Annotated in this window: 11 protein-coding genes and 4 pseudogenes; 14 read left to right on the top strand and 1 reads right to left on the bottom strand. The window is 58.7% G+C overall.

The window, feature by feature from the left end; all coding sequences use genetic code 11:
* From EOA27_RS02170 to EOA27_RS02155, 4 genes and pseudogenes are all read left to right on the top strand, one after another.
* Positions 1-244, top strand: a pseudogene (locus EOA27_RS02170) (asparagine synthetase B); the annotation flags it as partial.
* Positions 245-1,076: 832 nt separating this feature from the next.
* Complete coding sequence (gene hisC, locus EOA27_RS02165) at positions 1,077-2,192, top strand: histidinol-phosphate transaminase (RefSeq protein WP_126063823.1); 1,116 nt, start codon at positions 1,077-1,079, stop codon at positions 2,190-2,192.
* Positions 2,193-2,286: 94 nt separating this feature from the next.
* Entirely contained in the window at positions 2,287-3,321 is a 1,035-nt protein-coding gene (locus tag EOA27_RS02160) for an LLM class flavin-dependent oxidoreductase (protein WP_095484287.1), read from the top strand.
* 244 nt (positions 3,322-3,565) lie between these two features.
* A pseudogene (locus tag EOA27_RS02155) lies at positions 3,566-4,772 on the top strand (IS3 family transposase).
* A 13-nt stretch (positions 4,773-4,785) separates the two neighbouring features.
* Here the strand turns inward: EOA27_RS02155 and EOA27_RS02150 are convergent.
* Positions 4,786-4,903 (bottom strand): annotated as a pseudogene (locus EOA27_RS02150) (transposase); the annotation flags it as partial.
* 492 nt (positions 4,904-5,395) lie between these two features.
* On the opposite strand from EOA27_RS02150, the gene queC reads away from it, so the two are divergent.
* The 10 genes and pseudogenes from queC to nifN all read left to right on the top strand — a co-directional run.
* The gene (gene queC, locus EOA27_RS02145) at positions 5,396-6,094 is read left to right on the top strand and encodes a 7-cyano-7-deazaguanine synthase QueC (RefSeq protein ID WP_063170389.1); all 699 of its coding nucleotides are present in this window, start codon (positions 5,396-5,398) and stop codon (positions 6,092-6,094) included.
* Complete coding sequence (gene queD / locus EOA27_RS02140) at positions 6,094-6,450, top strand: 6-carboxytetrahydropterin synthase QueD (protein WP_126063824.1); 357 nt, start codon at positions 6,094-6,096, stop codon at positions 6,448-6,450. Before queC ends, queD begins: the two co-directional genes overlap by 1 nt.
* A gap of 5 nt (positions 6,451-6,455) precedes the next feature.
* Complete coding sequence (queE, locus tag EOA27_RS02135; protein ID WP_164752747.1) at positions 6,456-7,181, top strand: 7-carboxy-7-deazaguanine synthase QueE; 726 nt, start codon at positions 6,456-6,458, stop codon at positions 7,179-7,181.
* A 770-nt stretch (positions 7,182-7,951) separates the two neighbouring features.
* On the top strand, positions 7,952-8,704 hold the full coding sequence (locus EOA27_RS02130) for a carbonic anhydrase (protein ID WP_126063825.1): 753 nt from the start codon (positions 7,952-7,954) through the stop codon (positions 8,702-8,704).
* 160 nt (positions 8,705-8,864) lie between these two features.
* Positions 8,865-9,061 (top strand): annotated as a pseudogene (locus EOA27_RS41890) (7-carboxy-7-deazaguanine synthase QueE); the annotation flags it as partial.
* A gap of 1,051 nt (positions 9,062-10,112) precedes the next feature.
* A complete protein-coding gene (nifH, locus tag EOA27_RS02120) occupies positions 10,113-11,006 on the top strand; it encodes a nitrogenase iron protein (RefSeq protein WP_024505261.1) in 894 nt (297 codons plus the stop codon).
* 87 nt (positions 11,007-11,093) lie between these two features.
* A complete protein-coding gene (gene nifD, locus EOA27_RS02115; protein WP_024505262.1) occupies positions 11,094-12,596 on the top strand; it encodes a nitrogenase molybdenum-iron protein alpha chain in 1,503 nt (500 codons plus the stop codon).
* 129 nt (positions 12,597-12,725) lie between these two features.
* Positions 12,726-14,267: a nitrogenase molybdenum-iron protein subunit beta gene (gene nifK / locus EOA27_RS02110; protein ID WP_126063826.1), complete on the top strand. Its 1,542-nt coding sequence runs from the start codon at positions 12,726-12,728 to the stop codon at positions 14,265-14,267.
* Positions 14,268-14,328: 61 nt separating this feature from the next.
* Entirely contained in the window at positions 14,329-15,804 is a 1,476-nt protein-coding gene (nifE, locus tag EOA27_RS02105) for a nitrogenase iron-molybdenum cofactor biosynthesis protein NifE (protein ID WP_095489376.1), read from the top strand.
* An 8-nt stretch (positions 15,805-15,812) separates the two neighbouring features.
* On the top strand, positions 15,813-16,720 hold a 908-nt coding region (gene nifN, locus EOA27_RS02100), incomplete at its 3' end, for a nitrogenase iron-molybdenum cofactor biosynthesis protein NifN (RefSeq protein WP_127255342.1).

The raw sequence follows: 16,720 nt of genomic DNA, 5'->3' as shown, positions 1-16,720 counted from the left end.
GGGACACCACCGCCTGGCAATCATCGATATCCAGGGCGGCCGTCAGCCGAGGATGCTCCAGGAGGATGGCCGACCTGACTTGGTGCTCGTCTACACGGGTGAGACTTACAACTACCGCGAGCTGCGTCAACAGCTGGCCGGCCTAGTCCATCGCATGAACACGAGCAGTGACACCGAGGTGGTGCTGCACCGCCCCCGCGAGTGGGGCTCTTCGGCGGGTACACTTTTTTCACGAAATCCGTGAATGTTTCTCGCGACATCATCCCGCAATCGGTGGTGCAGCGGGTGAAGAGCCCGTATCCGGCTATCCAGAATGCCGCCTACGACAAAATACTACGTACGCGGTTCACTGCGATGCTGGACGACCTAGTGCCGGCAGTGGCACCGCTGTTGTCCGTCGACAGGTCCCGCGCTTGCTCGGTGCGACCAACAACCTTAAGCGCTAGGGCGTAACCTGACCCTGCAAGATCTCCTCACCGACTATAAGGTGCGCCTCACGATCTGAGACGATGGGACAGGATGGCTAAGGAGGTGCGCCGTCTTGCATGCCCCGCCACCGAGGCGAACCCTCTTGGCTACGCGCGCCACAGCGACGCTCCATATCGTCAGGCCTGCGTCTCATGCTCAGATGAGCCGGTATTTGGCTCTCTCATCAGCAAACCGAGAGAGCCCATGCCAAGACGGAAGCAAGCAAGACGAACGAGCGTCAGAGATATCCTGCGCCTGACCCATAAACAGGGCAGTCCGGTGGGCCAGGTGGCAGAGCAACTGAGGTTCGGCAAGACTTCGGCTTCCACCTATCTGCGGGCGCTGGAGACGGGCTGTCGTGCAGGCCCTGCATGCGGCTTTGAGGACGATGCGATGTTGAAACACCGTCTGTTGCGCCGAATCGGCCGTCGGCCACACGTTGGGTCGTCATCAGGTTCTCGACAGCTTGCCGGTGTCAAATCCAAACCGTGGTCGGCGATCCCCACCAGGGTGGGAAGGCAGCGCTGATATAGCCGAACGTCGATCAAGTCACGATCAACTATTGCCTCATGTCACATGCCCTGCGGGACTGAAAAACGGAGAAGAACATGTGCGATGCAAAACTGAAGACCGTGCTTTCGCTTTTTTCGCCGGTGGCCAGCAAATTAGATGCTCTCTCGTCCAACGGACCAGCGACGGATGCAAATTGCGTTAAGCTAAATACGAACGAGAACCCGTTTCCGTTGCCGAAGAGCGTAATGCAAAGTGCAATTGCTGCGATCGAACACCAGTATCTTTATCCGGAAGACGACAATCTCAGCTTAAGGGCAGCTGCCTCCGATGCTTACGGATTTTCCAAAGATCAGGTGATTGCCGGCAACGGTTCGTCGGAGCTGCTCGGACTCATCTACAGAGCTTTCCTCGCCCCAGGAGATAGAGTGGCGATGCTGTCGCCCGGATTTTCGTTCAACCGTAAACTTGCCATGTTGCAGGGTGCCGAGTTTCTCGAAATCGCATCGAGCGAAGCTCATCCCCTGCCGATAGAAAAACTGCTGTCCGGCCCCGCAAAAGACGCGAAGTTCATTCTGTTGGCTAATCCGAACAATCCGACCGGAACATTCGTGCCGGTGGCCGAAATCGAACGCCTTGTGGAGCAAGCAGATCGCTTGGTCGTCTTGGATGAGGCCTACGTTGACTTCGCACCCGACAATGCCCTGCGCCTCGTCAATAGACATCCGAATCTTTTGATCTTGAGGACTTTTTCAAAGAGCTATGCTGCTGCTGGCGTGCGAGTCGGCTTCGGTTTCGGTCACCCAGAAATCATTGGCAGGCTGCGCAACATCCAGAATGTCTTCAACATGAACGTGATCGGGCAGGCGGTCGGGAAAAGCATTCTTGCGCATCGCCACGCCTACGAAGAGAACCACAGGCACATCAAGCATGAACGACAGCGAGTGACCCTGGCGCTGTTGCAACTTGGCTTTTCCGTAACACCCTCCCACGCAAACTTTTTGCTGGCCCGTGTGCCGGCGGGACAGGAGGGCTCATGCTGGCAAGCCGCGTTGAAAGAGCAGGCGATCCTCATCGCCAGCTTTCCTGACGTAGATTTGAAGAACTGTATTCGCGTCAGCATTGGCACCACAGAGCAGATGGACAAATTCCTTGCTGCCGCCAAACGCGTCTGTATGAGCTTTAAGAAGAATCGCGGTGTGCACAAGCATTAAGTCAATTCACATTAAGCGCCAAGTAATAGGTGCTGATATGTCGCCAGCTATGATGATTAGCGAATAAATAATAGGTAATTTGGAGAACAATTAATTGAAGAAAATTTCCGCTTCGGGCCTGACCTTCGGCATCTTCGATCATCTGGACGAAAACGGCGATGACATCGCACAACAATATGCAGATCGGCTGAGCCTAGCAGAAGCGTGCGATGGCTATGGCTTTTATGCGTATCATCTCGCCGAGCACCACTGTACGCCGCATGGCAGAGGTCCATCACCGAATTTGTTCTTAGCGAGCGTCGCCCAGCGAACCCGCAGTCTTCGTGTTGGTCCCATGGTAATGCTACTTGCGCTCTATCATCCGCTGCGTGCCTTCGAGGAGATCTGCATGCTTGATCAGTTGAGCGGCGGCAGGCTTGAACTCGGCATAGGGCGCGGCTCTGCTCCCACTGAATTGGGATACTTCGGGGTTGCTGTAGAAGCAGCACCAGAACAGTATGCGGAGGCCAGTGAGATTCTCATCAATGCGATGAAAGGCGGGACGCTTTCTTATCAGGGCCGCCACTTTGAGTTGAAAGATGTTCCGCTGACGTTGAGACCTCACCAATATCCCCATCCGCCGACATGGATCGCCACCAATCGACCCGAGCCGGCTAGCTGGGCCGCTGCGAATGGGGCAAACATCGCCTGCGTCGGACCTTCCACTTCTGTTCGCAGCGTTACCGACGCGTTCCGCGCCGCCCGAATTCACGATGCTGACATTGGCCAGCAAGCGCCATTTCTTGGATTGCTCCGAATGGTGGTGATAGGGCGTTCTGAAACAGATGCGTATTTGCTCGCAGCACCTGCCTATGAACGATGGCTCAATAGCTTCAAATTTCTATACGAACTAAATGCCATTTCCACTCCACCAAACTTGCCTTTGAACTTCGATGCAGCAATTGAAAGTGAATTGTGCGTCGTGGGAACGGCAGATTCTGTCCGAAAAGCTCTCCTTGATCAGCTGGAAGAGGCAGGTGCTAATTATCTTCTGTGTCAACTGGCATTTGGGGATTTGCCGCTGGATGCCTCACTATACACCGCATCGGCCATTCGATCCGAAATCATGGCTCGAGTTGCCGCATCGTGAATCCGTCGTGTGATTGGAGGAGCAGCGGCAGCGCTGCTCCTCATTGCGAAACGGTTGTGGGGGCCGGACTCCTGTCAGGTGTAAACCATTGGAGCACGTCCTATCTGATCCAGGTCATATCCTGCGGCTTTGAAGTAGTTGGCACATTCGGCTGGGGTGAAGAGGTCGACGACCGCGCCGAGGCCTTGCCCCTCTGATCTAATCCGGTTTGAAGTTCGTTCTGGCCCATCCAGAGGATCAGGACATGAAACGCAGCCGCTTCTCTGAAGAGCAGATCATCGGAATTTTGAAGAAACACGAGGCCGGGGTATCGGTTGGCGATCTGTGCCGCAAGCACGGGGTCAGCGACGCCTCGATCTACAATTGGAAGGCCCGCTTCGGCGGGATGGATGTCACCGAGGCTCGGCGACCTGAAGGGCTGGAGGACGAGAACACGCGGCTGAAGCGGCTTCTGGCCGACGCCATGCTCGACAATGCCGCGTTGAAGGACCTTGTGGGAAAGAAATGGTGACGCCCGCCGCCAAGCGGAAAGCTGTCGCTCGCCTGAAGGAAGGCTTCGGGATGAGCAAACGGCGGGCGTGTAAAGCCATCGGCTGTTGCCGCATGACGGTTCGCTACCAGACCAGCAGGCCGGACGACCGGGAGGTTCGCGAGCGGATGAAGGCGATCGCGCAGGAGCGTCGCCGGTTCGGCTACCGGCGTCTTCTCGTGATGCTGAGGCGGGAGGGCCTGGTCGTGAACCACAAGAAGCTGTTCCGGCTCTATCGGGAGGAGAAGCTCGCCGTTCGCCGCCGTGGCGGCCGCAAGCGGGCGATCGGGACCAGGGCGCCAATGCTGGTGCCGCTGAGGCCCGACGAGTGCTGGTCGCTCGACTTCGTATCGGACCAGCTCACCGACGGGCGCCGCTTCCGCATCCTGGCCGTCGTCGACGACTGCACGAGAGAGTGCCTGGCACTCATCGTTGATACGTCGCTCTCGGGCATGCGGGTTGCCCGCGAACTGGACCGGCTCATCACTAGCGCGGCCGGCCGAGGATGATCGTCAGCGACAATGGCAGCGAGTTCACCTCGAACGCCATCCTCTCCTGGGCGGATCAGAACCGCGTCGAATGGCATTACATTGCGCCCGGCAAGCCGATGCAGAATGGCTTCATCGAGAGCTTCAACGGCCGACTGCGCGATGAACTGCTCAACGAGACGCTGTTCACCTCGCTGGCTCAGGCGCGCGTAGCCATCGCCCTGTGGCACGCCGACTACAACACCGCGCGGCCGCACTCCCAAATCGCCTGGCAGACCCCGGCCAAGTTCGCCAGCACCTTCAATCCGCGACGGTCGCTCGCGCTGCGCTATGCCAAAGGCTCCGCGCCAGCGCCCGTCGCTTCACCCGCCCAGCAGGGCACAACCCACGCCGGAAACGAACTCAAAACTGCTGGGGCAACGTCAGTCCCATAGAGCCTTGATGGTCGGCCTTTGCTCGCAGCAGCGCCTTAGGTTGGGCGAAGGCGTTCTCAATCGGATTGAAGTCGGGACTGTAGGGCGGCAGGTAGAGCAGGCTCGCCTGCGGCCTCAATCGCGCCGCGCAGGGTTCTCCAGGCGGATGTCGCCAATGTCAAATTTGCTGGCATCCATGTCGCCCTCGCTTTCTGGTTCGAGATCGGAAAATCGCCGAATAATCAGCACATCAACCTGCGCCTGAAGGAGCTCACTGCCACTTTCGGCTGGCGGGGTGTGCCGCCCCACAATTAGAATGTCAATTGTCGTGCCAACCGCACAAGCGAAGGCCAGAAAGCCAACATGTGTTCTGCGGCTTAATTAAGAGTCAGCCGATGTCGGCCGAACATCACCTTGTCTCGAAGTCGACGATCCGACAGCAGATTGCGAAAGTTGGCGCGATGCGAAACAAACTGCTGAAGCGCTCAACTTTTATTGATCACGCGTGTTGGACGCGACGCACTCCCGTTCCAATCGGGCTGAGCGCAAATTCTCCCGGTTCACAAAACTGAGTCGCTGGAGTAGTGGGGGCGCAGAGAAATCTCCGGTCGCAGCCTTACCCGGTCAAAACAAGGATACCAATGATGAAGACTCTCGCCGTCTGCTCTGGCGGATTGGACTCCGTTTCCCTTGCTCACATGGTGGCAGCGGAGCACGAACTCACCGGCCTTCTATCTTTCGACTATGGCCAACGGCACAGGAAGGAATTGGGCTTCGCCGCTCTTTGCGCGCAGCGACTGAAGGTCCCGCACCAGATCATCGACATCGGCGAAATTGGCCGTGGCCTTTCCGGCTCAGCGCTGACTAGCAGTATCGACGTGCCGGACGGCCACTACGCCGAAGACACGATGAAGATTACGGTGGTGCCGAACCGCAATGCCATCATGTTGGCAATCGCCTTCGGTCTCGCCGCCGCCCACAGCGCCGAAGCGGTGGCGGCGGCCGTGCATGGTGGGGACCATTTCATCTATCCCGATTGCCGTCCGGCCTTCATTGAAGCTTTCCAGACAATGCAAGACCGCGCGCTCGACGGCTATGCGCAGATACGCCTCTATGCACCGTATGTGAATCTCGGAAAAGCTGACATTGTTGCGGATGGCGCAAGATACGGCACCCCGTTTGCTGAGACCTGGTCCTGTTACAAGGGCGGCGTGCGTCACTGCGGACGATGCGGGACCTGCGTCGAGCGGCGCGAAGCGTTCCATCTCGCCGGGCACGCTGATCCCACCGACTACGAGGACGCCGATTTCTGGCTTGAGGCGCTGCGCAGGAGGCGCGCGTAATGTTCCACATCACCAAGGAATTCCACTTCTCGGCCTCGCATCAGCTCACCTCCTTACCTCCCAACCATCAATGCGCGCGCCTGCACGGGCATAACTATGTCGTCGTAGTGGAGCTGTCGGCCAAGGAACTGGACGCCCACGGCTTCGTGCGCGACTATCACGATCTGGCGCCGCTCAAACGCTACATTGACGAGAGCTTCGACCATCGGCACCTCAACGACGTGCTGGGACATGAGAAGGTCACGGCGGAATGCCTGGCCAGACATTTCTATGAATGGTGCAAGGCACGTCTGCCGCAGACCGCGGCCGTGCGCGTTAGCGAAACACCGAAAACTTGGGCGGAATACCGTCCGTGACCGACATGCATCCCGCAATCCGTGTGAGCGAGATATTCGGGCCGACTATCCAGGGCGAGGGCGTGCTCATCGGCTTGCCGACGGTGTTCATCAGAACCGGCGGATGTGATTATCGCTGTTCATGGTGCGACAGCCTTCACGCGGTGGACAATCAGTATCGCCATGAATGGCTACCGATGCCGATCGATGCCGTGTGGCAAACCGTCCATGCGCTTTCCGGCGGCAGGCCGGTTATGGTCTCCTTGTCAGGCGGCAACCCGGCCATTCAGCCGTTCGGTCCCCTCATAGAACGCGGCCATCGCGAGGGCTATCGTTTTGCACTGGAAACGCAGGGTTCCGTGGTGAGGGAGTGGTTTGCGGATCTTGACGTGCTGACCCTTAGCCCAAAGCCGCCGTCCAGCGAGATGACCACCCGTTGGGCTGCGTTTGATGCATGCCTCGAAGCGGCGCAAGAGAAGCCGCAAATCGTGCTCAAGCTCGTCGTTTTCGACGAGAGTGACTATGCCTACGCCAAAGAAGTCGCGGCGAGATATCCGCACCTTCCGATCTATCTGCAACCCGGCAATCACACGCCGCCGCGCCCTGGCAGTGAAGACGCCTCTGTCGACTTGGACGGAATAATGATGCGAATGGAATGGCTTGTCGAAAGGGTGACTAGCGACAGGTGGTTCGAAGCCCGCGTGTTGCCGCAGCTGCACGTTCTGCTTTGGGGTAACAAGAGGGCGGTCTAGTCTGCGGCTTGCGTCGCACCGGAAGGCCGGGCTCCAACGGCTTGGCAGGCTCTCTTCGCGTGCCGAGTACAGCCGAGCTTTGTTCGCGTCAGCGGTCTCGCGATTGTGCGGCTGGAAACCGCCCGGACACCCCGCTGCCGGCGTGTGTCACCTTGACTCCGATGAGCTGTCGTCACGCAAAGTTGAAATCCGCAAGAACTGGCCTTCTCGCCCCACCTGCTCCGTCGCAAGCACGTCATCCCCTCATCCTTGTCCAGCTCTTATCGATGTATCTCATTGTCCGGCCTGACGCACGACTGTCAGCATGGGAATGCATCCATTGCGCAAATGCCTTCCATAAAGAAGATCGATTTCCTCACTGGCCCAACGTGAAATATAGCAACGTTTTCGTGGCGTGGGTCGGCTGCGTCGGGAGTAGCGATGAAAACGTATTAGGGTCGCCTGCGTCTCCTTGGGCAGCGAGTGTAAAGTATAGCGATGCGGCCTCCGGCGCGAACGGCAGCCGCGCAGTGATCACCTTCGCCTGTGCCTTTGCGGCGGGGGTCAAGCGCTGGTCTGCTCAAATTTTTTATCGTTTAGCTGGTTGAAACTGCTCCCGTTGCGGGCTGCAGAAGCCGGCCAGCCGAGAAACGGCAGCCGCACTTATGAAAGCACGCCAAGGCATGCGGGCATCTATCAGTTGCAAAGGACAATACTGGCCGCGCCGATTGGCCATCACGCGTCCATTAGGGCAGCCACCAACATCAGTTCGCAAGAGGAGCAAAAGTAATATGTATCGTCGTCACCTGATCAAAGGGTTGGTTGCGCTCGGCGCATGCCGGATTTGCGTTCAAGCCGCCCAAGCGACCAGTGCCCATTGGGGGTACACCGGTCCGGTCGGACCGGAGCACTGGGCTGATCTGGATAAGGAAAATTTCGTATGCTCTGCCGGCACGCAGCAATCGCCGATCAATATCAACAGCGCGGTCAAGGCGGATATCCCGCATATCGCCATCGGCTGGCACAAGGGCGGCGGCAATATGGTGAACAACGGCCACACCATTCAAATCAATATGCCACAAGGCAGCACGCTGACCCGCAGCGATCGTGTCTACGAACTGGTACAGTTCCATTTCCATGCGCCAAGCGAACATCACGTGGCGGGCAAGAGCTTCCCGATGGAGGTGCATTTCGTTCACAAGGACACGCAAAGTGGTACTCTGGGCGTGCTGGGCGTCTTTTTAACGCCCGGCGCGACAAATGCCAGCTTTGCTGCCCTTGCTGCGGCCTTTCCCGAACTGCCGAATGGGGAGGTGACGATCGACGAGGTGAATCCCAACTGGCTTCTGCCAGCCTCGCTTGGCTATTGGACTTATGAGGGCTCACTGACGACGCCGCCGTGCACCGAAAACGTCGAGTGGATGGTGGCGATGGAACCGGTTGACGTTGATCCGGCAGACATCCAGCGATTTGCCTCCCTCTACCCGTCGAACGCGCGCCCTATTCATTCACCCAATCGACGCTTCATCCTGCGCCAGAGTTGAGCGCCGCCCCAGCGGTTCCGCACGGTCCAACATTCTTGGCACAAGTTGGCGCGAAGCCTCCTCTTCCGGTCTGGCGGTCTGACGGCGCTCCCCAAGCTGGCTAGTCTAAATGATAGGGATTCGGTGCCGACACCACTCGTCCCAAAGACGTCGCGGCGAGGTTTGTCTGCAACCCGGCAATCACACGCCGCCCCGCCGTGGTAATGAAGACGTCTCTGTCGAGTCCGACGGAATATGATGCGCATGGAATCGCTGGTAGAAAAGGTGACCAGCGACAGGTGGTTCGAAGCCCGCGTCTTGCCGCAGCTGCACGTTCTACTCTGGGGTAACAAGAGGGTGGTGTATACCTTCTCCTAGCTTCGCCGCCAACTACTCGGTTTTCCGAATTGCTCTCTATATTCTTGAAGACGATGCGTTCGTTAAAGACATGTGCTGCGCACCTGGTGTAAAAGCTGCTCTCATCATGCAGAGGTCAAGCCAGTCGGGCTCATCCGAGGCTATGGCCGTGAGCACTGTTCAGTTCGGCAGAGAGGGCGCTTTTGTACACACTTTGCGATCGTGGCGGCCCCGTGGGCAGATCTGCAAGCTGCCGCGACACTAACCTCTCGAAGCCCGCCCGCCCGCCTGTTGATGCGTGTCTCCCAGTAAGATTCCTGTCCAAGAACGTGATAATCTTCTTGCCAGTGTTGTAGCTGATGTTGCCCTTGATGCCGCAGCCTACCGCGGCGGGACCAAACTCAATGGCAAGCAGGCCGGCTAGGATCGTGCAGCCAGTCGCGAGCCTCGCCCACAACGGGGTCTCACGCGCATGAGGGCGCCGACCATGGGTTCGGCGGTTCGTACGCGTATAACACGTATCTTTCTGAAAAAATCAATGCTCTCGGCTAAGCTACTGAATTATTTGGCTTCCATATAGCGCGTCGGCGGAACCAACTTGTAGACGGGCTATGAAAGGTTAAGCGCGGATGTCTATCGGCCGCCGGCGTTCCCGCTCTGTAAGCCTGCCTGAACTACCCGCGCCGCGGTCAAGCCCCAGGCTCCTGCTCATCCAGCGACCGCCCGATCAATGGCAGGCTGGAAAGACAAGAGCCGATGTCTTCCGATGGTCTCGCCATCAGCTTTGGGCTAACTTCCCCATTCTCCCGCTTCGAGCTCGACACACGGCGGTTTGGATGGCGCACGACAATCTGTGTCGGCTTTGTCGTGTCCGTGACAGACGCCTGAAAGGCCCGTTCGCGCGTTTTGCCGCCGTCTAAGCGGCTGGAATTTAATGACAAAGTTTTTTCTGGGATCGGCCGATCACGCTGGTACGCTTTTTGCGATGCTTGGTGTGAGGCGGCACGAGCTGCCTATCGGCACTTGTGTCGCGGGCAGTCGCGATGATTAGAACGAAGGAAGGAAAGCTATTATGTCAGGTCTGCGTCAGATCGCCTTTTACGGAAAAGGCGGCATCGGCAAGTCCACCACGTCCCAAAATACGCTCGCTGCCCTTGTCGACCTCGGGCAGAGAATCCTCATCGTAGGATGCGACCCCAAAGCCGATTCCACACGCTTGATCCTGAATTCGAAAGCTCAGGATACCGTCCTGGATCTCGCCGCACAGGAAGGTTCGGTGGAAGACCTCGAACTCCAGGACGTGCTCAAGGTGGGCTACAGAGGCATCAAGTGCGTGGAGTCCGGCGGCCCCGAGCCGGGTGTCGGTTGCGCCGGCCGCGGCGTCATCACCTCGATCAATTTCCTCGAGGAGAATGGCGCTTATGACGATGTCGATTATGTCTCCTATGACGTCCTCGGCGACGTGGTATGCGGCGGCTTCGCCATGCCGATCCGCGAAGGCAAGGCCCAGGAGATCTATATCGTCATGTCCGGCGAGATGATGGCGCTCTATGCCGCCAACAACATCGCCAAGGGCATCCTCAAATATGCCCATTCGGGCGGTGTGCGGCTGGGCGGGCTGATCTGCAATGAACGTCAAACCGACCGCGAACTCGATCTGGCCGAAGCACTGGCTGGCCGATTGAATTCCAAGCTCATCCACTTCGTGCCCCGCGACAACATCGTCCAACATGCCGAACTCAGGAAGATGTCGGTGATCCAGTACGCGCCGGACTCAAAGCAGGCAGGGGAATACCGCGCTCTGGCCGAGAAGATCCACGCCAATTCGGGCCAGGGTACGATCCCGACGCCGATCACCATGGAGGAGCTGGAGGAGATGCTGCTCGACTTCGGCATCATGAAGACCGACGAGCAGATGCTTGCCGAGCTTCACTCCAAGGAAGCGGCGAAGGCGGCGGCCCAGTAGTGACATTAGCGCTGCCATGAATCGGCGCGCCTTGCAGAGAACGGCGCCTATTCTTTGAGGCGTCACCCAACCTTGAAAGGGGGACTCATGAGCCGGGAATACGAGAATGACGGTGCTCTTCATGCGAAGCTTATCGAAGAGGTGCTGTCGCATTATCCCGACAAGGCGGCGAAGCGCCGCAAGAAGCACCTCAACGTCGCAAAGAGCGGCAACGAGGCTGGCGGGGAAAGCGAGGTCCTTTCCGAATGCGACGTCAAATCGAACATCAAGTCCATTCCCGGGGTGATGACGATTCGCGGCTGTGCATATGCTGGTTCGAAAGGCGTGGTGTGGGGGCCAGTCAAGGATATGGTCCATATCTCGCACGGCCCGGTCGGCTGCGGCCAATATTCTTGGTCGCAGCGCCGCAACTACTACGTCGGTACAACGGGCGTCGACACGTTCGGGACAATGCAGTTCACCTCCGATTTCCAGGAGAAGGACATCGTCTTCGGCGGCGACAAGAAGCTGGAACAGATCATTGACGAGATTGAAGTCTTGTTTCCGCTCAACAACGGCATCACCGTGCAGTCCGAATGCCCTATCGGCCTGATTGGCGATGACACCGAGGCCGTTTCTCGCAAAAAGACCAAGGAGTATGACAAGACGATCGTGCCGGTACGCTGCGAGGGCTTCCGCGGCGTCTCGCAGTCGCTTGGCCACCACATCGCCAATGATGCAATCCGGGATTGGGTCTTCGACAAAAAGGATGTCAAGTTCGAGGCCGGCCCCTACGACGTCAACGTCATCGGCGACTACAATATCGGCGGCGATGCCTGGGCCTCGCGCATACTGCTTGAGGAGATAGGGCTGCGCGTGGTTGGCAACTGGTCGGGTGACGCCACACTCGCAGAGATCGAGCGCGCCCCGAAGGCTAAGCTCAATCTTATCCACTGCTACCGGTCGATGAATTACATCTGTCGGCATATGGAGGAAAAGTATGGCGTCGCCTGGATGGAGTACAATTTCTTCGGTCCCTCCCAGATCGAAGCCTCTCTGCGCAACATAGCCAAGCATTTTGGGCCGGAAATCGAGGAGAAGACCGAAAAGGTCATTGCCAAGTACAGGCCGCTTGTTGATGCGGTCATCGCCAAGTACCTGTCGCGCCTGGAAGGAAATACCGTGATGCTCTATGTGGGCGGCCTGCGCCCCCGCCACGTCGTCACGGCCTACGAGGACCTCGGCATGGTCATCGTGGGCACCGGCTATGAATTCGCCCACAGCGACGACTATCAGCGCACCGGCCACTACGTGAAGAACGGCACGCTGATCTACGATGACGTGACCGGCTATGAGTTGGAGAAATTCATCGAAGGGATTCGCCCAAATCTGGTCGGCTCGGGAATCAAAGAAAAATACCCGGTGCAGAAGATGGGCATACCGTTCCGCCAGATGCATTCCTGGGATTATTCAGGCCCGTATCACGGCTACGATGGCTTTGCCATTTTCGCACGTGATGTGGATCTCGCCATTAACAACCCGGTCTGGGACCTATTCCACGCGCCTTGGAAAAGAAGCCGGGGCGATGAGCGGGCGATGGCTGCCGAATAAACATTTGCTTCAGCCCCAGTCTCCCACTGAGACGGTGAACTCCCGCGGCCTCTGATCCGCCGGAGCCTGGAACGTCTTGACGTCCTGAGCTGCCGTCCCGCGCAGCCAGATGCAAAAGAGGTAATCATCATGCCGCAGTCGGCTGAAAAAATTCTCGATCACGCTCCCCTGTTCCGCGAGCCGGAATACAGAAAGATGCTCGCTGAGAAGAAGCTAAACTTCGAATGTCCGCACCCCGATGAAATCATTTCCGATCAGCGCGATTTCACCCAGACGTGGGAATACCGCGAAAAGAACCTCGCCCGCAAAGCGCTTGTCGTGAACCCGGCCAAGGCCTGCCAGCCGCTGGGTGCGGTATTCGCTGCCGCCGGCTTCGAGCGAACCATGTCCTTCGTCCACGGCAGCCAAGGTTGCGTCGCCTATTACCGCTCGCACCTGTCGCGCCATTTCAAGGAGCCTGCCGCGGCGGTCTCCTCCTCAATGACCGAGGATGCGGCGGTGTTTGGCGGCCTGAAGAACATGGTCGACGGGCTCGCCAACACCTACCAGCTCTACGACCCCAAGATGATTGCCGTGTCGACGACCTGTATGGCAGAGGTCATTGGCGACGACCTGCACAGCTTCATCCAGAACGCCAAGGACGAAGATTCAGTCCCGCGCGACTTCGACGTGCCCTTTGCCCACACCCCGGCCTTCGTTGGCAGTCATGTCGACGGCTATGACAACATGGTCAAAGGCATTTTGGAGCACTTCTGGAAAGGTCAGGAGCGTACGCAAATCGAAGGAACCATCAACATCATTCCGGGCTTCGACGGCTTCTGCGTCGGCAACAACCGGGAGCTCAAGCGCCTGCTCGATGTAATGGGCGTGTCCTATACATTGATCCAGGATGCCTCTGACCAGTTCGATACGCCTTCGGACGGTGAATACCGCATGTATGACGGGGGCACGAAGATCAACGAGGTGAAGAAGGCCCTCAACGCCGAGGCAACGCTTTCGCTGCAGCATCACAACACCCGAAAGACACTGGGCTATTGCGAGGAGGTCGGGCAGGCGACGGCCTCGTTCCACTATCCGCTCGGCGTTCAGGCGACGGACGAATTCCTGATGGAGGTCGCGGCGATTTCCGGCAAGGAGATTCCCGAGGCAATTCGCCTCGAGCGCGGCCGACTGGTAGACGCCATGGCGGACAGCCAATCCTGGTTGCATGGTAAGAAATACGCCATCTACGGTGATCCCGACTTCGTTCACGCAATGGCCCGCTTTGTCATGGAGACCGGCGGCGAGCCAACCCATTGCCTCGCCACCAATGGCACCTCGGCATGGGAAGCCGATTTGAAGAAGCTGCTAGCATCCTCGCCTTTCGGCAAGGCTGCCCAGGTTTGGGCGGGCAAGGACCTGTGGGCGCTGCGCTCACTGCTCTTTACCGAGCCGGTGGACCTTTTGATCGGCAATTCCTACGGCAAGTACCTGGAGCGCGACACCGGAACACCGCTGATCCGGCTGATGTTTCCGATCTTCGATCGGCACCATCATCACCGCTTTGCGCTCTTTGGCTACCAGGGAGCGTTGCGCGTGCTGACGACGATCCTCGACAAGATCTTCGACAAACTCGATCGCGAGACGAGCGAGACGGGTGTGACGGATTATTCCTATGACCTCACGCGCTAAGAGCCGTGGCCGGCTTTTCGCCGAGGCCATTCCTTGCCCAATGGACTGGGGAGGCTGAGCAATGTCCTCCCTCAGCGCCAAAATCAAGGACGCCTTCGATGAGCCCGCCTGCGATAAGAACCGTGGCAAAGATGCCAAGGCGCGCAAGGAGGGCTGCTCGAAGTCGCTGACACCAGGGGCGGCAGCCGGCGGCTGCGCCTTTGACGGAGCCAAGATCGTCCTGCAGCCGATCACCGACGTTGCGCATCTGGTCCATGCGCCGCTCGCCTGCGAGGGCAATTCTTGGGACAACCGTGGTGCGGTTTCGTCAGGGCCGACCTTGTGGCGGACAAGCTTCACGACCGACCTCACCGAACTCGACCTTGTGATGGGGCAGGGCGAGCGGAAACTCTTCAAGGCGATCCGCGAGATCAAGCACACATACGCGCCGCCGGCGATCTTCGTCTACTCGACTTGCGTAACGGCGCTGATCGGTGACGACATCGAGGCCGTGTGCAAACGCGCCACGGAAAAGTTCGGTTTGGCCGTGGTGCCGATCAATGCGCCTGGCCTGGCAGGCTCCAAGAACCTCGGCAATAAGCTCGCCGCCGAGGCGTTGCTCGATCATGTCATCGGCACGGTCGAACCCGACGACCCCGGACCCTACGACATCAACATCCTTGGCGAATTCAACCTCTCGGGCGAATTCTGGCTTGTAAAGCCGCTCCTCGATCGGCTCGGGATCCGGGTGCGCGCCTGCATTCCCGGCGATGCGCGTTACCGCGACATTGCTTCCGCGCACCGCGCCCGGGCGGCAATGATGGTGTGCTCGACCGCGCTGATCAGTCTTGCCCGCAAGATGGAGGAGCGCTGGGACATCCCGTTCTTCGAGGGCTCCTTCTATGGCATCTCCGACACATCGCAAGCTCTTCGAAACCTTGTCAGGCTGCTGGTGAGGAAGGGCGCCGATCCGGAGATCCTCGAGCGCACAGAGACGCTGATCGCGCAGCAGGAGGCGATCGCGTGGAAGAAACTCGAATCCTACCGGCAAAGGCTCCAAGGCAAGCGCGTGCTGCTCAACACAGGCGGTGTGAAGTCCTGGTCGGTTGTCCATGCGCTGATGGAGATCGGAATCGAGATCGTCGGCACCTCGATCAAGAAATCTACGGTGCAGGACAAGGAGCGCATCAAACAAGTTCTCAAGCACGACAAGCACATGTTCGAATCCATGGCTGCGAGCGAGCTGTACGCCATGCTCTCTGAACACAGGGCCGATATCATGCTGTCGGGCGGTCGCACGCAATTCATTGCGCTCAAGGCCAAGACGCCCTGGCTCGATATCAACCAGGAGCGCCAGCATCCTTATGCCGGCTATGACGGCATGGTGGAACTCGTACGCCAGATCGACCTCGCCATTCACAATCCGATCTGGTCTCAGGTGCGCCAGCCGGCCCCGTGGGATTGCCAGCCTGAGCTGATAGGCGAATTGCCGTGCACGAGGAACGAGACCGCGTACCTGTTTGATGAATTCGCCTGCGCGACGGCACACGAGTGTTGAGGCGACCGATGGCCCGCATCCTTCCCCAGAGCAAATCGGCGGCAGTCAACCCGCTGAAGTCGTCGCAGCCGCTGGGTGCCGCCTTTGCCTTTCTTGGCGTCGACGGTGCGATGCCGCTGTTCCACGGCAGCCAAGGCTGCACAAGCTTTGCGCTCGTTCTCTTCGTGCGGCACTTCAAAGAAGCGATTCCCTTGCAGACTACGGCGATGGATGAGGTGGCGACCATCCTCGGCGCAGCCGACCATCTGGAAGAGGCGATCCTCAACCTCAAGAACCGCACGAAGCCAACGCTGATCGGGGTGTGCACGACCGCGCTGGTGGAGACGCGTGGCGAAGATTGCGCGGGTGATATTGCCAACATCATGCGGAAGCACACGCAACAGCTTGCGGGTACGGAGGTCGTGCTGGCCAACACGCCGGATTTTGACGGCGCGATCGAAGAGGGCTGGGCCAAGGCAGTCACCGCAATGATCGAAGGGATTACGCGCTCGGGCGAACGGGCGCGGCACCCGAAGAAGATCGCAATCCTGCCCGGATGCAACCTCTCTATCGCCGACATCGAGCATATGCGGGACATGGTTGAAAGCTTTGGGCTCAAGCCGGTTATTCTGCCCGACATTTCAGGCTCGCTCGACGGTACGGTTCCTGACCGCTGGGTAGCGACCACATACGGCGGCACCAGCGTCGAAGACATTCGCGAGTTGGGCACGGCCATGCAATGCATCGCCATCGGTGAGCACATGCGCCGCCCGGCGAAAGCGCTGCACGGGTTGACCGGCGTGCCTTACGTGTTGTTCCAGTCACTGACTGGGCTGCAGGACACGGACCGCTTCGTGTCGCTGCTGTCTGCGATTTCGGGCGCGGCGGTACCGGCCCGCGTGCGCCGGCGCCGGGCGCAATTGCAGGACGCGATGCT

The sequence above is a fragment of the Mesorhizobium sp. M2A.F.Ca.ET.037.01.1.1 genome (assembly GCF_003998075.1).
In the GTDB taxonomy this organism is placed as follows: domain Bacteria; phylum Pseudomonadota; class Alphaproteobacteria; order Rhizobiales; family Rhizobiaceae; genus Mesorhizobium.
The sequence above is the reverse complement of the archived record's forward strand: the minus strand, read 5'-3'. Positions and strand labels throughout refer to the sequence as shown.